Raw genomic sequence first — 19365 nt, 5'->3', positions numbered from 1 at the left:
AGTCGGATGACCGCCGCCTCCTCTACGCCACGTTCCCGCGATGGACCGCGACAGCCACAAGATCGTTCGGCTTGATGAATCCGGCCAGGTTGATGTTCGACCCGGCTTTCATGGGCAGCGTCAGCGTGGCCTTGCCCGCGGTGTCCGGATTGAGACTGACGTTTCCCTCCGGCTTGCCCTCGACGTAGAAATCCAGCCTCGTCAGTCCGACCGTATTGATGCTCACAAGGCGAAAGCCCGGCTTGGCCGGATCGGAGGCGCCTATTGTGACGCTGATCTCTCGACGAGGTTCCTTCGAGAGGAGTTCTGCGGCACGAGCAAGCAACTCTCGATCACCTTCCATCACATCGGCGCGGGTGGGTCTGTGTATCTCGTCAGGGACGACGCCGAAGTCTTCAAGCAATGCTCCGGCGCGCGGTCCAACTCTCAGGCACTGGCGTATGGCCACGCGCATGCTGGCGTTGTTCGGTAACGGCTTCAGCCCCCATCCCGTCGGAAGGACAAGGTTCAGGAGCCAGTGCTCCCAGACATTCGCTCCGCCGGCGCCAGTGTTACTGGCGACGCCAAGGATCTTGCCTATCCGGTGGTCCTGGAAACCTGCGGCAAACATGTCGGTTGCAGAGTAGCAGTTGCCGTCAACCACCAGCACAACAGGGCCATAATAGCGCTGCCCGATCGAGTTGCAACTGACCGGGTCGGTCAGCGGGAAGGCATGAGAATACAGAGAGCCCGTCTCGACTGCCTCCTCAAGCGATGGGCGCCATTGATCAAGGGGAATCTGGGAACCGACCGGGTTGTTACGTGATAGATCGAGTGTACCCGGCGTGACGACGAACTGCATACGTTCAGGTTCGATTCTCGTCGCGGTAAGTGTCTGGAGCAGTCGCTCGGCAGCCAGGATGCTGCCGCCTCCATTGCCACGCACGTCTAGGATCAGACCATTTGGTGGAGTGCTCCCGAGCAGCCGGACGAATTCCGCAACGAAGCCGTCAGCGTCTTCAACATGAAATGTTCGGATCTGGATGTGGCCATAGGTTACGCCGCCAATGTCGATGGTCCTGGCCCGGAACGCAGCGTTCCAGGGCACCATGACGCTGATCTCCGTGCCGGTCGGATTTTCCTCCAGCGAGTCAGGCGATGCGCTAGCGAAAAAGCCCGAGACTTGCTCACCGAAATTAGCGCTTTGCAGGTTCCGCAAGGCGCCGGAATCGAAGATGAGCTGGCGCGCCTCCCGCACCGCATCCGCCGCGTTATCGAGGCCGAGCACCGCGGCCTGCCCGAGATTTCGTGACAGCAACGCCGCGGGAACGGCAGCTGCCGGCTGCGCCGCCTCCGCCGGAGGCACGATCTTGGCCGGTTGATCGAAGATGACACTCGCCGACCGCGCCATGCTGTGTCGGCTAAAATCCACCGACACATTCGCCGCGAAGGAGATATCCGCCGGAGGCGCCTGCGGAGGTTGCGGCTGAATTTGCGCAAGGGGCGCCGACACGGCCGTCTTGTCGGAGCCGCCCGACGTGGTCGGCGCATAGCGGACGAACCATTGCTGCCGCATCTGTCGCCGCTGAGACAGATTCTTCGGATCGCCGTGTCGCGGCAGAAATTCCAGGTCGACGAAATCGGCATCCGGCGGCAGAGCTGTATTCATGGGCCGGATTGTCAGAGAACTGACGCCTCGCGCGTGGCGCGCCGCGTCGTTACTTCCGGCGGTCTGCTCGGCATTCGCACGCACGGCGCGCTCGATCGCCATCCCGTTCCAGTAGAACAGTTCGCTGCCCGACCCAAATTCGGGAGCGGGGAATTGATGGCCGGTCAACACACGCGTTACAACGTACCTCCGAACTCCGTTCTCATAGAACGGAGCCACCTCGAAAGGCAGGTAGGCGATGTAATCGCGATAAGGCTGCGGAAGCTGATAATTCGTATGAAGGTCGCGTACCGAGTTGAAAACTTGAGTTAGCGTATTGTGAAACGCCAGTTCGTCCCGTTCACCGGCAGGAATATTGCTCTCCTGCATCAGCCGGCGCTGGAGCACGCGAAGTCGCTGGATCGGGCGCACCGCATGGATCGCTTCCTTTAACGGGCGATGGACATAGAAATTGTCGAGCATCTGGATTGCCTGGCCCACGATTAGAATACGATCCTGTTGCGTAAGAGTACCCTCGACGCTTTCGCGAAAGCTCCGAAGCGTCTTGTCGCCAGCCGGAAGCTGTTCGCCGGAGGCCGCGTCGGCAACAATCGGCGTTTCGGCCACCGTCTCCCAGCTGATCGGCCCGCCGGTATTCCTGGGCAGCACCAATTGGCTCTGGCGACGATTGATGCCATGGACCGACTTCGTTTTCGGCGGCTCGGCCACCTCCATCCCGGCCGGCGTGCGCAGTGCCTCTGTAGGCTGGCTTAAGCTGCGGCGACGCAGGGCCTCGGCCACCGCGGCCTCGGCGTTCAGGAACGTGCCGATCGGCTTGCCGGGATCTTCAACCAGCGTGGAGCCCGTTCCGGAAAGGATGTCCCGGACGTCGCCATGTGTCAGGTCCGGGTTCACCGACAGCATCAACGCGACGGTGCCAGCGACCTTAGGGGTCGCACCGGACGTGCCGCCGAAGCCGTTGCGGTAAGAGGAGTCCGACGCATGACCGCAGGTCAGGTCGTGGTTCAGGTCGCCTGGTGCCGAAACCACGACACGGCCGCCGTAGTTGCTGAAAAAGGCGCGTTTGTTCAAGTTGGCGTCGTATGCGGTCGCTCCGACGAGAATCGAGCCGGTTGGATCGAACGGCTCATCGGAATCGGTCCTGTCGGCCGGTCGATTGCCGTTGCCTGAAGCCACACAGACGACGCAGCCGTCGGCAATCGCAGCACGGATCGCACGATGCACGGATGGGATTTGCTCGAAATTGCCGCCGAGCGTAGTCTGAACCTCTACGATCACGACCTTGCGTCGGTTCGCTGAATTGGTGCGACGAACGAAGTCGACCGCCTCGGCCCACGGCTCTTCGAAGACGGGTGCGTTCGGGCCACTGTCCCCTTGGACCGCCCAAAGCGAAGCCTCCGGCGCATATCCGGCCATGCCAACGCCGTCTGCGCGCGCTCCGGCGATGCCGAGCACCGCAGTCCCATGCGCCGCGTGCGATCCTTGCGTCACATCGGCACCGCCATCGACCGCATTGTAGCAGCGATCGATGGAAGCCCGAAATTCCTGGTGAGATGTGCGGCAACCCCAGTCGATATCTGCGACCACAACGTTCGCGCCACGCGAATACTGCCAAGCCTGCGGCACGCGGGTGCGATGAAGATACCACTGCGATTCCAGTCCAGTTGCGGGGTCTGACGTGAGCGGTCCGTCGCCGATCTGCGGATCGGTAGGATCGGGCTCCGACAAGGCGAGCATTGGCGGCGCCGCCTTGGGCACGATAACCGCTTTGGTGACCTCCGGCAGTTGCTTGAGCGCTGTCGTCACCTCGGACGGAGGCGTACCCCCCGGAAAGCGCAGCCGCATGAAGCTGGACAGCGGCGGAAGGCGCTCCAGTGCACTTGCCTGTTCAACCGATGCAGATCCGATTGCGGTCGCGGCCCGAAGCGCATCGAGCCGCGCCTGTTCCGCCTGAACCTGCCCCTCTGTGAACACCGATCGCGCCTCAAGCAACCCATAGCGGCGCAAGACGCCGCGCAATGCCACGTCCGGCGGCGCGGCGCCGGCGCCTTCTGCGAGATAGCCCGCAATGTTGCTCGAGAGCGCAGAGCCAATTGCACTTGCGCTCGGTGCCAATTCAACTTCGACGACGAGGTCTTCTTCCGGTGTGGGCGGCTGACTTGCGGCTACACCCGACGATCCTTCGCCTGTTCCAACCGGTATGAACGGCGACCCCGTGGCCGTAGGGTCCAGCATCATAGCATCTTGCGCCTTGATCGGCTTGGGCGCCGTTTCCGAGGAATTGCGTTTTCTGGCCATCGGTTTGCGGCACCCAACCTCTAAGACATTGCTAATACTTCCGTTTTCACTTTTATCCCGACGCCAGCTTTTGGATACAATACTATCGATCAAATAAATTCAACTAGGAATTGATTTAGAGCGACACGCCGGCGTTCTGAATGGTTGGTAGTACGGAAGTTACTACGACCGCGCCCCTTGACCGGGCGATCGGAGACAACCGCCCGATGGCTAATCACAGGCTACCACCTAAAGCCCACGTCGTGCCGGCTCCTGTGTCATCTCAACTTCAACGAGCTCCGAAAGCTTGCGCCCAACGGCTTCAGTGTCGGCGCCTTCCGTCAATTCGACGTAACCCATTCGAGCTGTTTCAGCGCGCTTCGCCGTAGGATTCAGATATTGCGCAGCTTTTACTTCGGCCCACCCTTCGATCGTCGCCAGCAACTCATCCCGACGGAGTCTGGGGACATCCGGCTTAAAGTTGAACAGCAGTACATCCGGCTGGGGCAAACACACAGTCTCCTGCCGTTGCTAACTAAGCAATTTTGCCAAGTTCAGCCGGCCGGCGCCATAGTCGGGATGGAATGCAGCACCACCCATACCAGGCACAAGATCAGCCGAGTTCATCAACGCAGTTCTCACGTCATGCCCAGGCATCTTACCCTTGTTCGCGAGCACTAGCGCCGCCGCTGCCGCAACGTGCGGGCTGGCCATGGACGTTCCCTGCCAGGAGGCGTAGTTCGTGTCCCGCGACTTCGGCGCCCCCGGGATCGATGTTCCATCTGGTCTTGTCGCCGCTACGAAGCCCGTCTGACCAGGATAGGTCGGTAGCGTTGACCAGATGCCAACGCCAGGAGCGGCGATTGAGATGTGCCCCCCTCTGTTCGAAAAATCGGCGACCCTGTCATTAATTGTCGTCGCACCAACGCCGATCACACCTGGTATTGCTGCAGGGTAGGAAATTGGACTACCCAAACTGCGTTCATTTCCCATGGCTGCAACAACCGTCACACCGTCGGCCACCAACAGGTCGAACAACTGCCTTTCCTGCGGGTCAGGTTCACCCGGCCCACCGATGCTTAGATTGACGACATCAACTTTCGCGTCCAGGCACTCGCTTAGCGCACGACGATACATCACAGGATCCACATAATAGACGTACTCGTCTGGTCCTAGCAGCACCCGAAGGAGATCCGGCTCGTCATCAAAGATCTTCCAAGCCAGCAGTGCACAAGAGGCAATACCGCGTACTCCGAAAACGTTATCGAAATTTGCACAGATCGTTCCAGCGACATGAGTACCGTGTCCAATCACATCTTCGGGACCGGATGGCGCGGATACGCCTGCATAGCTATGCACATAACCAGCTATCCGACCAACCAAATCCGGATGCTGTTCGTCAATTCCAGTATCAAGAACGGCCACCTTTATTTTCATTGCATCCTGGAAACCAGGCAATCCCCGCGCTTCGCTCCAACCAATCCGCGCCAGGTTCCACATATCGCCGGCGGGAGGAATTGCCGCCGGCGTCGCACCTGTAACCTTGCTCCGGCGAGGGCGACGAACTGAGGCGTAGCGGACGGGGACGCGCGCGGCAAATGTGACATCCGGGTCGTTAGCAAGCTCGTCACGTAAGCGATTTTCGTCGCCCTCCGAGTCCAGCTCAACAATGCAAACACCCGCGTTTGCATCCTTGCTGCGTTTCTGGCTCGCGGTGGCGCCAAGCGTTGCAGCAACACGGCCCCCGCCCCCGCCGTATCTTGCTTGGGAACCGGCTATGGTTGCAGCCGAGCTAGCTAGAACCGGAACCAACCCGTCCCCTGGGCTCGCCGACGACAACGGGATAACCCGCTTGATCATGCCTCGCCGCGAAAGCCCCACCATCGCCGAAATGGCCGGGGAATCAAGCGACGCGGCAACGACACCCGGGGTCGCTCCCGGCCAGAACCGACCCATTGACGGTTGAAGACCCACGACGAGCATACCTTTGTGATACTCCGGCAATCCACGAACCGAAAACGACATGATGGTCACGTCCTCCGAACTGTTGTCGCGTGGGATAGCTGGTTTCAATCGGCGATGCTTCACCGCCCCGGATTCCAGCGCTACTTGCGGGAATTTGCGCGCCGTAGGGCGAAAACGAAATCCTGCTGAAAGAACTGCAGATCTCCATTGGCATCGACGAACATATTTGTCTGGTCGGCGACCGGCAGCGACGTGTCATGTCCAGGAGGCCCTATAGGGGTGAGCCCCTGGCCTGCTCCGTCTACACCAAAGAAGAACGGCATTTCATCTCGTACGTCATCAACTTTGGTTCGAATGGCCGCGTGGGCATGACAGCTAATGCAGGAAGAATGCTCAAAACCGCCCTCTATTATCGGATCAGAAAGGATATTTGGGCGTCCCATTGAATCGACGAAATCCGATTCGACACCGCTGAGTTCATAGTTCTGCCAAACCGTTCCATTGAGAGCAGCCGGTCGACCAACAGGATCAGGTTGTGGAAATGCTGGCGTTGGCCCGTCAACTTGTCGGAACGAGGTCCAGAACCAGTTCGGAACCTCTTTAGTAAGAATATGCAACGCGGCGAGACCCCAGAGCACACCGTTCTCGTCGCGGTGCGTGTAATAACGACCAGAGATCTCAGGCTTCTCCTCGGCCACAGCAAATTTCCTCCACGAGGCTTTCACCTCAATCGACTCAAGTGGAAATGACATCTTCTGCGCCGCGGCCAACATGGCCTGCATGAATTCTTCTTGTCCCTCGACGGAATAGAGTCCGTTGTCACGGATAAAATCGAATGTTGGCTTGTTCATTCGTGTTTCGTTGGTCGGCTCGCCGGGATCGAGCTGAATGCCGATGCCGTTCTTGCCTTTCAACAGCTCCGCGACCAAGACCGACGATTTTGGCGGATCAACAATCTTCGCAGTATTGCTGGGCGGCGTCTCCCATGTCTCAGGTTTCGTGGCTGGGTCCAAGAACACTTCGGTCCGGGCTAATTTCCACGTCTCCCAGACCACCTGCCCGGCATCGCCGATCTTCTTCGAAGGATCAGCAATTCCACGCCCTTGGGAAAGGTCGGCGGGATGATTGACTGCCAAGAAAAGATCCCAGGCGTGCTTGTGAGGCTGATTGATTGCATCTGCAGGATTGGGCCGCAGTACAGGGGCTCCACTCTGCCCTTGTAAGGACGCTGGAAAGATTGTGCTGAGGACTAAAAGTGCAGCGGCACAGCCGCTCATGCGTGCAATCAAGTTCATTTTCGTTTTCCTCCTGGATCAGGCTGGCGCTCCAGCCTCAAGCCATGCACGAACACGATCGATCTGATCCTGAGAAACAACGGGGCGCCCCGCTGGCATTCTCCTGAACGTTGCTCCGGCAACTCCAACGTCGCGCCCGAAAGGCTGGCGCGCTTCGAGCGCCTTGACAAGGTTTGACTCTACCGGGTCAAACCCATTGCCCACCTTGGACGGCGCAATCAGTGCCACGCTGCCAAATACCTTGTATGCGACAAATTCATCGCGCGTCAGCGTACGCCAGAAATTCTTATGTGCGCCAATGTCATCTGATGACACAGCGCCCTCGAGGATGCCTACTATATCCGCATATCTATCAATCATCACATAGATCCGAGAGCGCACAGCGAATAACACTTTTTCAGCGAAAACCTGCTTACGCTGCTGTGTTTTTCTAACCTAAATTCATCATGGGTAAATACGCATACTCTGATAAACTTTGTCTAGATTATTTCTTGTTGGGACAGCCTTTCTCGGGGTCAGGTTTTTAATTAGGCGGCCTTCAGAAGATTCCCTGCTGGCACGTATCTACATCATCCGGTTATGTTGCGGCAAGTTACTGCCACCGGCTCCGGGCTGGCTTGCGTGATGTTGTAGAGTTTGTCGCCTGCTTTCATCATGACGCAGCCCGCCTCAACACTGGCTTGCGCATCCGGAGGCTGTGACCTGCAGGCCTGTGTGCCGGATGCAAGCCCAACGACGATAGTTGCAGCGATGAAGATGGCCTCCGTTCTCATGCTTCCTCCTGATGCCGATTGTTACTATGCAGGCACGCGCAGCAGGTTCTTGCTGCTTTCGAGGAATGGCCGTTGAATGCCGCGACGAACCAGCAGCGAATGGCCTATGCCCAGGATCTTCCGAACACTTGCCAGTGCCGCCTCATTCACTTCTATATAGGCGACAATGTACCACTCACCGCTTTCTTCCCTCGCCATGCCCATCGGCTCGGCCCGCCATTTGAGCGCGCCGTGGTGGGGCATGAAGTAGGTTTCCTGGATGCCGCCAACGGCGCTGAGACCCTCATCGAGTGCGTATTCCATCACCGCGCAGCACAGCTGAGTCAGCGTGCCCCGCAGACCGGTCGAGCGTTTGTCGGGCACGACGAAAGTGCGTGTCCATTCGGCCCAATCGGGACGCCTGGGCACGCCCGATTTTCGCACATGTGAGAAAAGACCTCCGAGACCATGTGCGGCTCGCTCGTTGGAATCAATCGAGCCGAGGTCACCACGCGACCGTCTTCGATACCCAGCAGATAGGTTGCCGCTTCCGTATCGAACTGGTCCAACTCGCGACCATCCGGGCTCGCAGGTCGCCAATGTTTCTGGTGCACGAAAAAGTCGTGCCGCCGGCGCAAAAACTCTTCGAATTCGTTTTCGTAAAGATGTTTGTTATGCGCGTTGACGACATGCGCAGCTATCATTGCGCGATCCCCCGATCGTTCTTCGGGGAATAGTTGCAGTCTCGCTAAAGTACGTCACCTGTCCGATCGGACAGTTGACACGTTCAGGGATGGATTAGACGCCTGCGAACTGCTTCGACGACGGCTTGCGTGGTCGAAGCGACGCCAAAAGCCTCACGGGCCCGCGTAGCGTGCCATTTGACAGTGCGCTCCGTCACGCCAAGGATCTGGGATGTTTCCGACGAAGTCTTGCCTGCCGCAGCCCACAAAAGCACCTCCTTTTCGCGATCCGACAGCATACCTTCATCGCCGTCGTCGTCATTTGACAGAGCCTGGATCGACATGCCGGCGTATACCGCCATCGTCACCAGTTGCACCTGCTGTCGCGGAGAGAGCGTGCAGGACTTGGCAGAGGAGGCGAATGACAAGACAGACTGCCAATGATGGACGCTGAGCATTGGCACGGCAAAACCGCTCAGGATGCCGAACTCTGTCGCTTCGCTTGCAACGCGTCGCGAACCTTCCGTATCGGACCATTTGGCGGGGACGTCGGCCCAAAGGAACGGCTTCAGGGTTTTCGCCGAGTATATGCAGACGCCATCAACGGCGGCATGCTCGGCCTCGACATAACGTTGGAACCAGCCTGCGGGCCAGCCATTCAGTTCAACCATCGGCGCCAGCTTTTGCCCTCCAAGTGGCACACCACTCAGGATGAGATGTTCGAAGCCGAGATTTCTGACCGTTTCAAGAAGATCATTTAGCAACGGCCCGGTTGCCGTGTGCTTCCTGCAGCGTTCGACAAAATCAAACACGTCTGAATCAATCATGTCAGCGACACCGCCCACACTCGCTGAAACAAGTATATCGGAAAATTAGAGGCTTGGAATGTATTCTGACAAGCCAGCGCTGGCTCGACAGCGGGCTGAGTGCGGGCCTTGCTTCGATATGGGGAGTTCCCTGCCGGCCTCAAGAATCTAGAGGTGGACGGCGGCCATAAATTCCTCGGTTGAGCGGGTTAGGACGCTTGCTGAAACTGCAACCGACTCCGCAGTTCTTGGCGCACCTCTGTGCGATGCAAGGCCAAGGCTCTCGCCGCGCCGTGGAGGACGAGGCCACAAAGGCCAAGGCCTTCCCGTATTATCTCGTATGGTTCCGCCTCCACTCACATCAATGCGTGCTTTGCACCAGAAACCGACATTTCCGGCGAGGCTCCTGAACTGACAACATTGCCCTTCGCCCACAATGCGTGGATGCCAGAGTTGGCCGACTGTCGACCGTCGGGGCTCCTAGCTGATCTTCAATCCATTGCTCGGCGCGCCTGTTCAAGGCTTCGCGGACCTCGGCGCCGAAGCCACCTTCGGCCACGGCGACAGGCTCGCGAGCGATCGCCTGGCGGTCGAGCCAGGTCGCACCCAATGCGCCAACTTGTTCATTCACACCAAGATCGGAGCGCACTGCCAGCACTGCCCGGCGTTGACCGCGAGCATCATCGAATTTGCGCAACTCGACAATCGATCCCGGTGCGCTGTCGCCAGTGGCTTCCAGATCGGGAAGCTTGATGTGATGGGTGCGCCCGTCGCTGCCATCGACCACGGCATAGGTGTTTAGTCCCGGCATCTGCTGGATAGGATCGAGCGTGAATCGTTTTGGCTCTTTTGTCCAGATTTTGCAGATGAACTCTTATGGCGTGAGGCCCTTCAGGATCTTTAGCCTGCGTCCGAAATTGTAGGCGCTGATGAAGTCGGCGAGATGGGCTTCGAGCTGCTGGTGGCTGTCGTAGTGGAAGCGTCGGACGGTGGCTTCCTTGATGGTACGGTTCATCCTTTCGACCTGTCCGTTGGTCCAGGATGCTTCACCTTGGTCGTGCGATGCTCGATGCCGTCTTCCCGGCAGGTGCGCCCGAAGATGTGCTCCATGGCCGTGCGGTCCTGCTCGCGGTTTGTGAACTGGATGTCGGTGAGGGACGTGTGGATTTTGTAGGGAACCGCCGGGATGAGGTGGCGCAAGAGCTCGGCTGCGATCATCTTGGTGGCCCACTTTTGCAGTTCGACATAGGCGAACTTGCTCGTCTGATCGATGGCCACGAAGAGCTACAGCTTGCCTTCAGCCGTCTGCACCTCGGCGACGTCGATATGGAAGTAGCCGATTGGATAGGCCTTGAACTTCTTCCTTGCCGGCTTGTCGCCCTCGACATCCGGCAACCTGCCTATCCCGTGACGCCGCAGGCACCGATGCAAGGATGACCGCGACAGATGCGGGATCGTCGGTTGGAGAGCATAGAGGCAATCGTCCAGTGGCAGCAGCGTATAACGCCGAAAGGCGACGATGACCGCCTCTTCCTCAGTCGATAGCACTGTCGACTTCGGATCTCTGGGGCCAGTCGGAAGATCGGCGGCCGACGTCCGGTTCCTCCACTTCCTAACCGTCTTCTGATTGATGCCGTAGCGCTTCGCCAGCGCTCTCAGGCTCTCTTGACTATTTTGTATTGCTCGACGGACTGCCTCTGTCGTCGTGGTGCTGTCGTGTAGAACCTGGCCCATAGTGCCTCCTTCCATTCGAAAGAAAACAATGCACCATCAAAGCTCGGGATCAAACACATAGGCTGCGCCACTCAACTCGTCGTCAAGCCCGCGTTCGATCAGACGGCCGATGATGGGCGCGTTAAGACTTTCCGCCGCCAGAACGCAACTCGTTGATCCGCGCTCGACGCTTGAGCACCCAGCGCACGGTTCATGCGCTTGATGATGTCGCCACGCTCGCCGAGTTCGCGCAGTGTGACCTCGGCTTTGTCCTCAATCACCCATTGGCCAGGCCCGATCTGATCGGCCAGACCAAAGGTTTCGAGCTTGCGCAGACGGCCGATCTTCAGCGCGTGATAGTCGTCCGGTCGGTTATGAGGACGGGGGCTAGATCGATGACACCGGTCTCGCGGCTGTCGCGAAGCAGTTGGCGATCGAGTTGCGTCCAACGTTCGGACTGGATCTGTCTTTCGAGCGAGCGGCGGATGTCGAGATCGCTGCGCGGCCCCAGTTCCTGGGTGATCCGGTCGCGAGCCCGGTCGCGCATTCCTTCCTTGATGTAGTCGCGCGAGATGATGACCAGGTACTGGCCGTCGTCGCGCACACCGCGTACGATCAGATGGACAGGCGGATGCTCGGTGTTCCAGTGATCGACGGCGACCCAGTCGAGCCGTGTTGCGAGATCCTTCTCCATCTGCCCGGCCAGATCTCGGGTGAAGGATTTCAGGTCCGGCATTTCAAGGGCGTCGTCTGGCGAGACGATAAAGCGGAAGTGATGCCGGTCGTACTGGGTCGTGAGGCGAAGGCCTCTCCATCGGTATTCTCGGTCCCCGACCCGAACAGCCGCGCCCTATCCCCGTCCCGGGTCACGCCGTTGCGCCGCAGATACATGAGATGTGCACCAAGCGGGGTAGCGCGCACGGAATGACGAACGACGCGGGCCTTGATAACGGCGCCGCGCGAACGCGAGGTAATGAAGCGATTGGCCTGGATGCTGGCGCGCTGACCGTGACCAAACCGAGAGCGATTGCCGTGAAAAATCCGGCCCGAGCGCGAATGCCGCCCCCTGCTTTTTTCGCCGCCGCCAATGCCTGTGCGATAAACGGCCGGACCTGCTGGGCACGGGTCGAGCGAATGCGACCGGGCCGAATGCGAAACTCGCGCTCATCGTCCATGGCGCGATCTTGCAATGTGGGAAAGAGAACGCAGATACAACGGCTTGGGCGTTCCGCACACATTGCGCTGCTGTCTTGCAATGTGCCAACGCACCAGAAAATCCAGCAATAACAACCACAAAACCGAGGCGCAATGTGCGCCCTTTTATCTTGCCATCTCAATCGGTTGTGTTTTGCGATACTTTGTAACCATCGTCGTCCATCCTTACATCTACGATAATATGCGAATCTATTCTCTGCGCTACGATTCCGCTTTTGACCGTTGAGTTCCGATACGCCGTGCAATCTTCCGCGCTCTGCGACGGTGTGGTTCGGCTGCATGGTTGCAGCGCTCGAACCGTCGTGGCGCATTTTTCCATCGGAGTGACGGAGCAGCGTCACAGGCAATCCGGCGCGGTTCGGCCGACTGTTCGTCAGCGCGGCCGCAGGCAAGATAACGTGCGTTTCGTCGCTCCTGGTCTGCATCGGTTCTCATCCGCCGGGGCGGATCTCGTTGTGTCAGATGGCGTCTGTTAGCGTGAGGGCGCCATGCGTTTCAACCGCCGTCGCGCCGCTCATCGATGCGCTCCGAGCAGGCGCCGATCCTTGATGTGGGCGCGTTGCGCGGCGTCGGCCTCGCCCGCAGCCGGATCGCCGACATAGAACGTGCCGTCGCTCAGATCGCATGCATGATCACCACCAGCTTGCGCGCCACCGCGACACAAGCCTTGCGGTGGCAGGAGCGTTTGGCGACCTCCTGGCCCCAAGTCTTGACCTTGTCCCTACCCTTGAAGCGCGTCATCAAACCTGACGCCGCCTCGTAGAGCGCGTGCCGCACGTCCGCGTCACAGGCCTTGGAGATCCATCCCTGAATGTCGATCGTTGAGCTGGACTGCCAGCGCCGCGACGTCAGCCCGAAGTAGGCCGCGACGTCGCGCGAGCGGCGAAAGCGCGACGGATCGTCGATAGCCGTCATGAAGGAAAGTGCCGTCACCGGGCCGCCGCCGAGGATCGCCATGAAGCGTCGACACAGCTCGCTGCGCGCCACCATTTCACAACGAGATCGTGCAGCCGGCATCGCCGCGCGTGCCGACAGCATGGCGTCCATCAGTTTGGCCGACAGCGGATCGTCGGCCACAGCTTGGCGAACCGTCTGCTCGAAAGCGCGCGTCCGACCTTGCCAAGGGGATGCCGAATGCCTTCAGCGAGTGCCCGATGGCGTTCTCCAGGTCGAAAAACTTGGCCTTCAGATTGCGCCGGCTCATCAGCAGAAGCTTCGTCCGGTAGCAGCTCTCTGACTTGATGTAGGCTTGGCGGAACTAGCCGGTGCACATGATGTGGGCGATGCCGAGTCCATCAGCCCTGTCAGTCTTGTTGCGCTGCGCCGACATCGCACCGCGCACGTGCTGCGTCTCCAGGCAGATCGCCGGCAGGCCGAGTTTCTTCAGTTCCGGATGCAGACCGGCGACAGTGATCCTGCCTCGTGGCCAACGCGGCGCAGGCTCGGCAGAAACGGCTTCAGCACCGCAAACAGCGCATCGAGATCCGTGACCGCCGTCGTCACAGTTGCACCACGCCATGATCGTCGACGACGCATAGCGCTCTCTCATCCATCGCCACGTCCAGTCCACAAAAGAGCTCCATCGTTCGCCTCCCGCGTTGCTTCACAGGAGCAGATTTGCCGCCAAGTCGCCGGCGACAGGCGGGAAGGCCGCTAGGCGTTGCGGTCTATTTAGGGTCGGTTTGATATTCACGACTGGGATCATGCCAGAGAATCGGTTGAGGGTGTCTCGTCCTGGCATGACGTCGTCGGCTCTCGAGAGACGCGACCACAATGTCGCGCAGCACAAAGAATAATGGATCAAATCCGCCATAACCGCCGCGCTTCTCCCCGGTGGAGTGCGAGCGCTGCCGCAGGCGCGATGACGATCTTGAGCGGGAGCGGCGCTTCGTCTCCTACGTCACCGTGACCGGCAAGGACAGCGACACTTCGTAGCTACCCCCGCTGTTGCCATCGAAATCAAACTCATAAAGCGTGAGTGGTCCGATAGCGGTCGCGCGCTGGCCCAGGAAGAATGAAAAGGCCCCCGGTACAGCCATGAACAAATGAATCCTTTGCCCCGGCGCAGTGTCACGGAGAGCCTTAATCTTGGCGACCAGAGACTCGGCCAGCTCGAATGCGTGACGGCCGCAGCTGACGGCGCGGGCCCCAGGCGTCGTCGCGATCCGCGCGTCAAGCGTCGCGCGCGCTGCGGGCAGCGACACGGCCGCGTATCTGGACACCGCGGCGGCTACGTCATGAGTGAGACTCACGGTGACGATTATCCCGCCTCCCTCCGGCTTGCCGTCGTGCTCACTGAAGGCCCATCCCGGCCAGGCGTTATCGAGAGGCTGGTCATCAGGAGCCCAGATCGCGCGGCCCGTCGTGCGTTGCTCCAGCTCGATGAGGCGCCCCGATTTGATGTTGAGGACCGAACCTGCCGCGAATGAAAGCGTCAGATGGGCGTCGAGGACAAGCCTGATCCGTTCGCTCTCGCGCGCAGCTTCAAGAAGAAAGGTCTTCAGCGCCGGATACAGCGTCCCCTGCCAGTCCGAGTCCGGCCGTATCTGGCGATCGGCAAAACCCGGCACAAGGTTGAGCACTTTGGAGCAGCGGTCTTCCAGACGGTCGGTTGCATGCTCGAATGACTTGACGCCGTAAACCCGCGGACGCCCCTCGCCGGGCTCGCCGATCAGGCTTTCTTTCTCGCAGTGGCCACGGAAATTCGCGCGCGTGAATTCCAGGCGGCCCTGCGCAGCCCACTGATAGACCACTTCATCATAGATGAAGGCGCTCTCGTTCAGGGGGCTACGTTTCAGCCCCACTGCCCGGAAATGCAAGTCGAGAAGCTCGCGCAGCCCGTCCAGCGATTCCGACGTTTCCGAAAAAGCGAGAGTCCGCGCGAGGATGCGCAGTTCGTCGTCCGTGACACCGAGGTGTTCTCGCCAAAGCTTGCGCACCCGACCCATGCCGCTGTTGTCGGTGGCGGTTCCGAAAAGCATGCCGACACGAAGGGTGTGCGACCGCTCGTTGACGAGCGCGCGCAGCGGGTCGGCGCGATCAATACGCCAGTTGCTAGCGAGCCGGAAGCGCGTGCCCATGCCATCAGGCGCGTGGTCGCGCTGCGCCTTGATGGCGCGCTGCAAATGAGACCGCGCCGTCGCACCGAGAAATGCCGGATCAACCAAGCTGGCATGGCCGTAGCTGTCGGGGCTGACGTGCCATTTGCATTGGACATGTTCCCGGCGTAGCGGGTGCCCTTCCTGATCGAGAAGAGCCGGGTCGTACTCGACCCACATGTCATCAAACCCGTTCGCGCCGCTTTCGAAGCCGACCTTTACGACGGGGCCGTGGGGATCGAGAAGCAGCGCCGCCTTCTGCCAGAAAAGGCGGGCTTGATAGGCCGCTCCATCGCGGGCGACGATAACAGCTTGGGTCAAGACTGGTCCTCCGTAAAAGCTGCGGTCACGTCGTCTTGCCGTCGCGGAAGCGCGGCGTGGCCTTCATGGCCTGCATGATCTCAAGGGCTCGCTCGAACCGGACAGGCCGGTCGGGATAGGCATCGAGTATGAGTGTGGGCAGCAGGCGCTGCGTCAGGTCGGAGAATGTGTAACCAACGGTGTCTTTTTCGCCGCCGGTCAGCTTCACGATCTGATCGATCTGCGCCTTGTTGAAACCCAGCTCTGTCAACGGGTCTTCGATGACGGCGCGGCGCTGCTTGTCGCCGGGCCTGTCGAAATCGAAAATCTCCGCAGCGCGCCGCTGCACGGCCGGGTCAATGGCCGACAAACGGTTGGTGCAAAGAACGACGGCCACCGGCAACTGCTTCTCGGCAAGCCGGTCCACGCCGCGGATAAACGCGTTAACGCCCGCCCGGTCCTCGTGGTGCATCTGGGCGCTTTCACGGCTCTGCGTAACGGCATCGGCCTCATCGACCAGAAAGATGATCCCGCCCGATGCCTTCCCGGACGAACGCTTGAGTTTTTCCGCCGCAAGGAGCGTGGCATCGAAAGCCGCCGACAGCAGCTTCGTCATTTCGCCCACTTTGCCGCTGCCCCTCGTTGCAAGGGACAAGGGGTAGAGCGTGACGCCGATCTTCTCCTGTCGTGCGACCGCGTCGCCGACGGTTTCAGAGAGCGCTGTTTTTCCCGTTCCCACGTCGCCGGCCAGAATGACAAGTGGCGGGCGCCGCTCCAGATAGTCGAGCGCGACGGACGCGCCCTTATGGTGCTTTTCGGCCCACTCGCGCGGCCCGGCAGGATTGACGAGAACGCCGAGAACCTTGGCGAGGCGCGTCTTCGCTTCATCTATGCCGACAAGCCGGGCAAGCCGCCGCGCGGCCCCATGTCGGGGAAATCGAGACGGCGGTCGAAAAGGTCGTCAATTGAAATGGCGTCGCTCATATCTTCCTCACTGTGCTGCGGCCGAGGCCACGACCGCCGGCAATGTAGTTGAGATCGTCGGTCCAATAACCCGATTCGAGCGGCGGCTCAGTGCCCGACGACCGCTGAAAGGGGCAGGCGTTCTCGATCGCCTGACGTTCGGCGGCGGTCTTGTTCGACCAGTTGCTGTTGTGGACGAGGAAGGACGTGAAGGTGCCGCCGGCGACGTCAAGACGCGGTCTGATCTTGCCCGGATCATCGTCGGAGACAAGGATGCCGCCAGCCAGTGCGCGATAGCGCACGGCGGCCTCGGTCCACTTGCCGTCACGCTTGAAGCCGTATGTCACGGACTCGACGACGTCGTGCCGGAGATACTCGACGATCTCCTTCTCGTAGTTGTCGATCAAGGCCGTCGACGGCACGCCGTTATACAGCGACTGGAACCGCAGCAGGTCGGTGGCAACCTTCGATGCGATCCGCCGGGCATGGGCGATCGTGAAGGCTTCGGTATCGGTGATGGAATAGGAGCTCATACTGCCTCACACATTGAACGTCGGGCCAAAAATCTTCTGCCAGTAGCGCACGGTCTCGCCCTTGGTGATCGCGCGCAGCGCCGAGTCGATCGCGTCACCCGCATCAAGAGCGGCTTCGACGATCTTCTCCTTGTTCTGCTGGGTGTAGAGGGCGCTGACGTTGTTCTTGTTGTTGACAGGGTCCCAGATTCGGACGGGCGCGCCCGTCGCCGCGCAAATTGCCGGGTTGTAGTAATCGGAGAAGGCGATGGCCGTTTCGAAGTCGCCGTTGGCTATGAAGGCGAAGACCTTCCCCAGCGCCGACGGATAGTCGTTCAACGCAAGGCCGCGGTCGGCGAGATAGGCGACGATCAGCTCGATCATGAAGGACTTGAACCGGAAATTTTCGTCCTGCTGCTTGATAAGCTGGCTCCAAAACTTCACGAACCGCACGACCTGCGCGAAATGCTTGTCGTTGGCGGATTTGCGTTTGCGGATGAATTCGAGGTGCATCGGCACGCTCGTCATCAGCTTTTCGCCCGTGTCCTGCGAAACAAGGTCGCCGCGCCACTGCGGATCGCCCGCATAGAGAATGGGGACGATGTCAACTTCGTTGCCGGTGGTGATGAAATGGACCCCGACGGAATAGGTCTTGCGCTTGATCTGCTCGGGTCTGAAGTTCGGGAACGCCGTTTCAAGCTTCTTTGCCAGCCAGTCGATCAGGTCTGAGATTTTGTCCGGGGCCGAGTCGGAAGAAACGTAGCAGCCCACGTCGATATCGCTGATCGACTTCAGCGCCGTGCCCTTGGCGAGGCTTCCGGACAGCATCATCTTGCGCAGTGCAAAGTCAGGGTGGTCTGCCAGATAAGTCTCCAGGCGGTCCCGCAACCGGTTCGCCTGAGCGCGCAAATCCGCCGCATCATCGCGCTTAAGGTTCACCCGTTCGTCGGCAAAACGAACCAGGTCCGCGTGACTTACGTGGTCGCGGCTCATGCTACGCACTCCTCTTAATTGACGATTCTTTATGCTTGGGTTAAGTTACTATACGGATCGTGTTTGGCTGTCAATATAGTTTCTATCCCCATCGGCGAGGCTTGCAATGAATAATGAAGTGACCGGCATCCGGTGGGGCGTCGAACAAAGGCTGGAATTCATAGAATTCCGCCTGTTCTGGGAGGGCGGCGTCCGCCGGAAGGACATCATCGATATGTTCGGCGTGTCGGTGCCGCAGGCGTCCAAGGACTTGACGCTCTATCAAGAACGGGCGCCGGGAAATGTGGACTACGACAAGAGCGCCAAGCGCTATGTCGCGTCGCTCAATTTCAAGCCGAAGTTTTTGCAACCCGATTCGGATGCTTATCTGTCGCGCCTGCGCTCGCTTGCGGAGGGATTGGCGAAGCCAGCGGAATCATGGATCGGCTACCGCCCAGATACGGACATAGCCCTCACTCCGCACCGGGAGGTCGAGCCCATTGGGTTGCGCGCTGTGCTCGATGCCATGCGCGGGGGAAAATCGATAGAGGTACTTTACCAATCCATGAGCGACATCCGGACCGATCCGGTATGGCGGCGGATGTCTCCCCATGCCTTCGGTTATGACGGGTTTCGTTGGCACGCGCGTGCCTACTGCCATATCGATGAAAAATTCAAAGACTTCCTGCTGCCGCGCATTCTTGACGTGCGGTCCCCCGGACCAAGCGGAGCGAGTGGGCAAGACGACGTTCTGTGGCAAGAGCACGTTACAGTGGAGATCACGCCGCATCCGCAGCTGACCGAAAGCCAGAAGGCTGTGGTCGCGAAAGACTACGGCATGCAAGGTGGCAAAGCCGGCCTGTCGGTTCGCTTAGCGATGTTGTTTTACGTCTTAAAAAGACTTGGCTTGCTTCGTGATCCGGAGAATGAGAAGCCACGCGCCCAGCATATTGTTTTGCTCAACAAGGATTATGTGATGGCGGCCCAAAAGCGTGCGGAGTTTTACGATGTCGGTATCACCAGCGCTCCTCTCTCATAGTCAGGGCGGCCCTCGACCTCGGCCCGGATCACGCTCGGATCACTTGTTTCTCAGAGGCTCCCAACTCGGCCCTCCGCCACGAGGCCCGAAGGACCGAGCTACCAAAAAAGCAATTTTAGATCCCACA

14 protein-coding genes and 4 pseudogenes are annotated in these 19365 nt (G+C 59.7%); 1 reads left to right on the top strand and 17 read right to left on the bottom strand.

Features of this window, described 5'->3' with window-relative positions; translation table 11 throughout:
- Positions 1–22: 22 nt before the first annotated feature.
- The 17 genes and pseudogenes from NLY44_RS29225 to NLY44_RS29145 all read right to left on the bottom strand — a co-directional run bounded on the left by NLY44_RS29225 (position 23) and on the right by NLY44_RS29145 (position 18220).
- Positions 23–3946 (bottom strand): S8 family serine peptidase, encoded by a 3924-nt coding sequence (locus tag NLY44_RS29225; RefSeq protein WP_023806600.1) that lies wholly within the window; start codon positions 3944–3946, stop codon positions 23–25.
- A 228-nt stretch (positions 3947–4174) separates the two neighbouring features.
- Positions 4175–4435, bottom strand: coding sequence for a hypothetical protein (locus NLY44_RS29220; protein WP_023806599.1), 261 nt, complete (start codon positions 4433–4435; stop codon positions 4175–4177).
- A 21-nt stretch (positions 4436–4456) separates the two neighbouring features.
- The gene (locus tag NLY44_RS29215) at positions 4457–5950 is read right to left on the bottom strand and encodes a S8 family peptidase (RefSeq protein ID WP_023806598.1); all 1494 of its coding nucleotides are present in this window, start codon (positions 5948–5950) and stop codon (positions 4457–4459) included.
- 80 nt (positions 5951–6030) lie between these two features.
- On the bottom strand, positions 6031–7185 hold the full coding sequence (locus tag NLY44_RS29210) for a hypothetical protein (protein WP_031197827.1): 1155 nt from the start codon (positions 7183–7185) through the stop codon (positions 6031–6033).
- Between the two features lie 18 nt (positions 7186–7203).
- On the bottom strand, positions 7204–7545 hold the full coding sequence (locus NLY44_RS29205) for a hypothetical protein (RefSeq protein ID WP_050588946.1): 342 nt from the start codon (positions 7543–7545) through the stop codon (positions 7204–7206).
- 209 nt (positions 7546–7754) lie between these two features.
- The gene (locus NLY44_RS29200; protein ID WP_023806595.1) at positions 7755–7958 is read right to left on the bottom strand and encodes a hypothetical protein; all 204 of its coding nucleotides are present in this window, start codon (positions 7956–7958) and stop codon (positions 7755–7757) included.
- Between the two features lie 24 nt (positions 7959–7982).
- Positions 7983–8366, bottom strand: coding sequence for a hypothetical protein (locus NLY44_RS29195; RefSeq protein ID WP_286457924.1), 384 nt, complete (start codon positions 8364–8366; stop codon positions 7983–7985).
- Complete coding sequence (locus NLY44_RS29190) at positions 8282–8641, bottom strand: acyl-homoserine-lactone synthase (protein WP_286456180.1); 360 nt, start codon at positions 8639–8641, stop codon at positions 8282–8284. The genes NLY44_RS29195 and NLY44_RS29190 overlap by 85 nt, the downstream gene beginning before the upstream one ends.
- An 83-nt stretch (positions 8642–8724) precedes the next feature.
- Positions 8725–9447: a LuxR family transcriptional regulator gene (locus tag NLY44_RS29185; protein WP_023806593.1), complete on the bottom strand. Its 723-nt coding sequence runs from the start codon at positions 9445–9447 to the stop codon at positions 8725–8727.
- A 406-nt stretch (positions 9448–9853) separates the two neighbouring features.
- Positions 9854–10219: pseudogene (locus NLY44_RS29180) on the bottom strand (DUF3363 domain-containing protein); the annotation flags it as partial.
- A pseudogene (locus NLY44_RS29175) lies at positions 10220–11160 on the bottom strand (IS481 family transposase); the annotation flags it as partial.
- A 57-nt stretch (positions 11161–11217) separates the two neighbouring features.
- A pseudogene (locus tag NLY44_RS29170) lies at positions 11218–12314 on the bottom strand (DUF3363 domain-containing protein); the annotation flags it as partial.
- Between the two features lie 554 nt (positions 12315–12868).
- Positions 12869–13937 (bottom strand): annotated as a pseudogene (locus tag NLY44_RS29165) (IS110 family RNA-guided transposase).
- 312 nt (positions 13938–14249) lie between these two features.
- Complete coding sequence (locus NLY44_RS29160) at positions 14250–15773, bottom strand: SAVED domain-containing protein (RefSeq protein WP_023806714.1); 1524 nt, start codon at positions 15771–15773, stop codon at positions 14250–14252.
- Between the two features lie 25 nt (positions 15774–15798).
- Complete coding sequence (locus tag NLY44_RS29155) at positions 15799–16491, bottom strand: AAA family ATPase (protein WP_286456179.1); 693 nt, start codon at positions 16489–16491, stop codon at positions 15799–15801.
- Positions 16492–16732: 241 nt separating this feature from the next.
- The gene (locus tag NLY44_RS29150) at positions 16733–17248 is read right to left on the bottom strand and encodes an HORMA-1 domain-containing protein (protein WP_023806712.1); all 516 of its coding nucleotides are present in this window, start codon (positions 17246–17248) and stop codon (positions 16733–16735) included.
- Between the two features lie 6 nt (positions 17249–17254).
- Positions 17255–18220, bottom strand: a complete 966-nt coding sequence (locus tag NLY44_RS29145) for a CBASS oligonucleotide cyclase (protein ID WP_023806711.1) — start codon at positions 18218–18220, stop codon at positions 17255–17257.
- Between the two features lie 106 nt (positions 18221–18326).
- On the opposite strand from NLY44_RS29145, the gene NLY44_RS29140 reads away from it, so the two are divergent.
- Positions 18327–19238, top strand: coding sequence for a BrxR family helix-turn-helix transcriptional regulator (locus NLY44_RS29140; protein ID WP_023806710.1), 912 nt, complete (start codon positions 18327–18329; stop codon positions 19236–19238).
- The last annotated feature ends 127 nt before the right edge of the window (positions 19239–19365 follow it).

Source organism: Mesorhizobium sp. C089B (assembly GCF_030323125.1).
Taxonomy (GTDB): domain Bacteria; phylum Pseudomonadota; class Alphaproteobacteria; order Rhizobiales; family Rhizobiaceae; genus Mesorhizobium.
Note: the sequence above shows the minus strand (reverse complement) of the source record. Positions and strands in the feature narration are given on the sequence as shown.

What these genes read in the sequence shown, in the direction of transcription:
- NLY44_RS29210 (WP_031197827.1), bottom strand. Translation starts at nt 7,185, where the DNA reads ATGAACTTGATTGCACGCATGAGCGGCTGTGCCGCTGCACTTTTAGTC.
- NLY44_RS29145 (WP_023806711.1), bottom strand. Translation starts at nt 18,220, where the DNA reads ATGAGCCGCGACCACGTAAGTCACGCGGACCTGGTTCGTTTTGCCGAC.
- NLY44_RS29225 (WP_023806600.1), bottom strand. Translation starts at nt 3,946, where the DNA reads ATGGCCAGAAAACGCAATTCCTCGGAAACGGCGCCCAAGCCGATCAAG.
- NLY44_RS29190 (WP_286456180.1), bottom strand. Translation starts at nt 8,641, where the DNA reads ATGATAGCTGCGCATGTCGTCAACGCGCATAACAAACATCTTTACGAA.
- NLY44_RS29140 (WP_023806710.1), top strand. Translation starts at nt 18,327, where the DNA reads ATGAATAATGAAGTGACCGGCATCCGGTGGGGCGTCGAACAAAGGCTG.
- NLY44_RS29150 (WP_023806712.1), bottom strand. Translation starts at nt 17,248, where the DNA reads ATGAGCTCCTATTCCATCACCGATACCGAAGCCTTCACGATCGCCCAT.
- NLY44_RS29185 (WP_023806593.1), bottom strand. Translation starts at nt 9,447, where the DNA reads ATGATTGATTCAGACGTGTTTGATTTTGTCGAACGCTGCAGGAAGCAC.
- NLY44_RS29215 (WP_023806598.1), bottom strand. Translation starts at nt 5,950, where the DNA reads ATGTCGTTTTCGGTTCGTGGATTGCCGGAGTATCACAAAGGTATGCTC.
- NLY44_RS29200 (WP_023806595.1), bottom strand. Translation starts at nt 7,958, where the DNA reads ATGAGAACGGAGGCCATCTTCATCGCTGCAACTATCGTCGTTGGGCTT.
- NLY44_RS29205 (WP_050588946.1), bottom strand. Translation starts at nt 7,545, where the DNA reads ATGATTGATAGATATGCGGATATAGTAGGCATCCTCGAGGGCGCTGTG.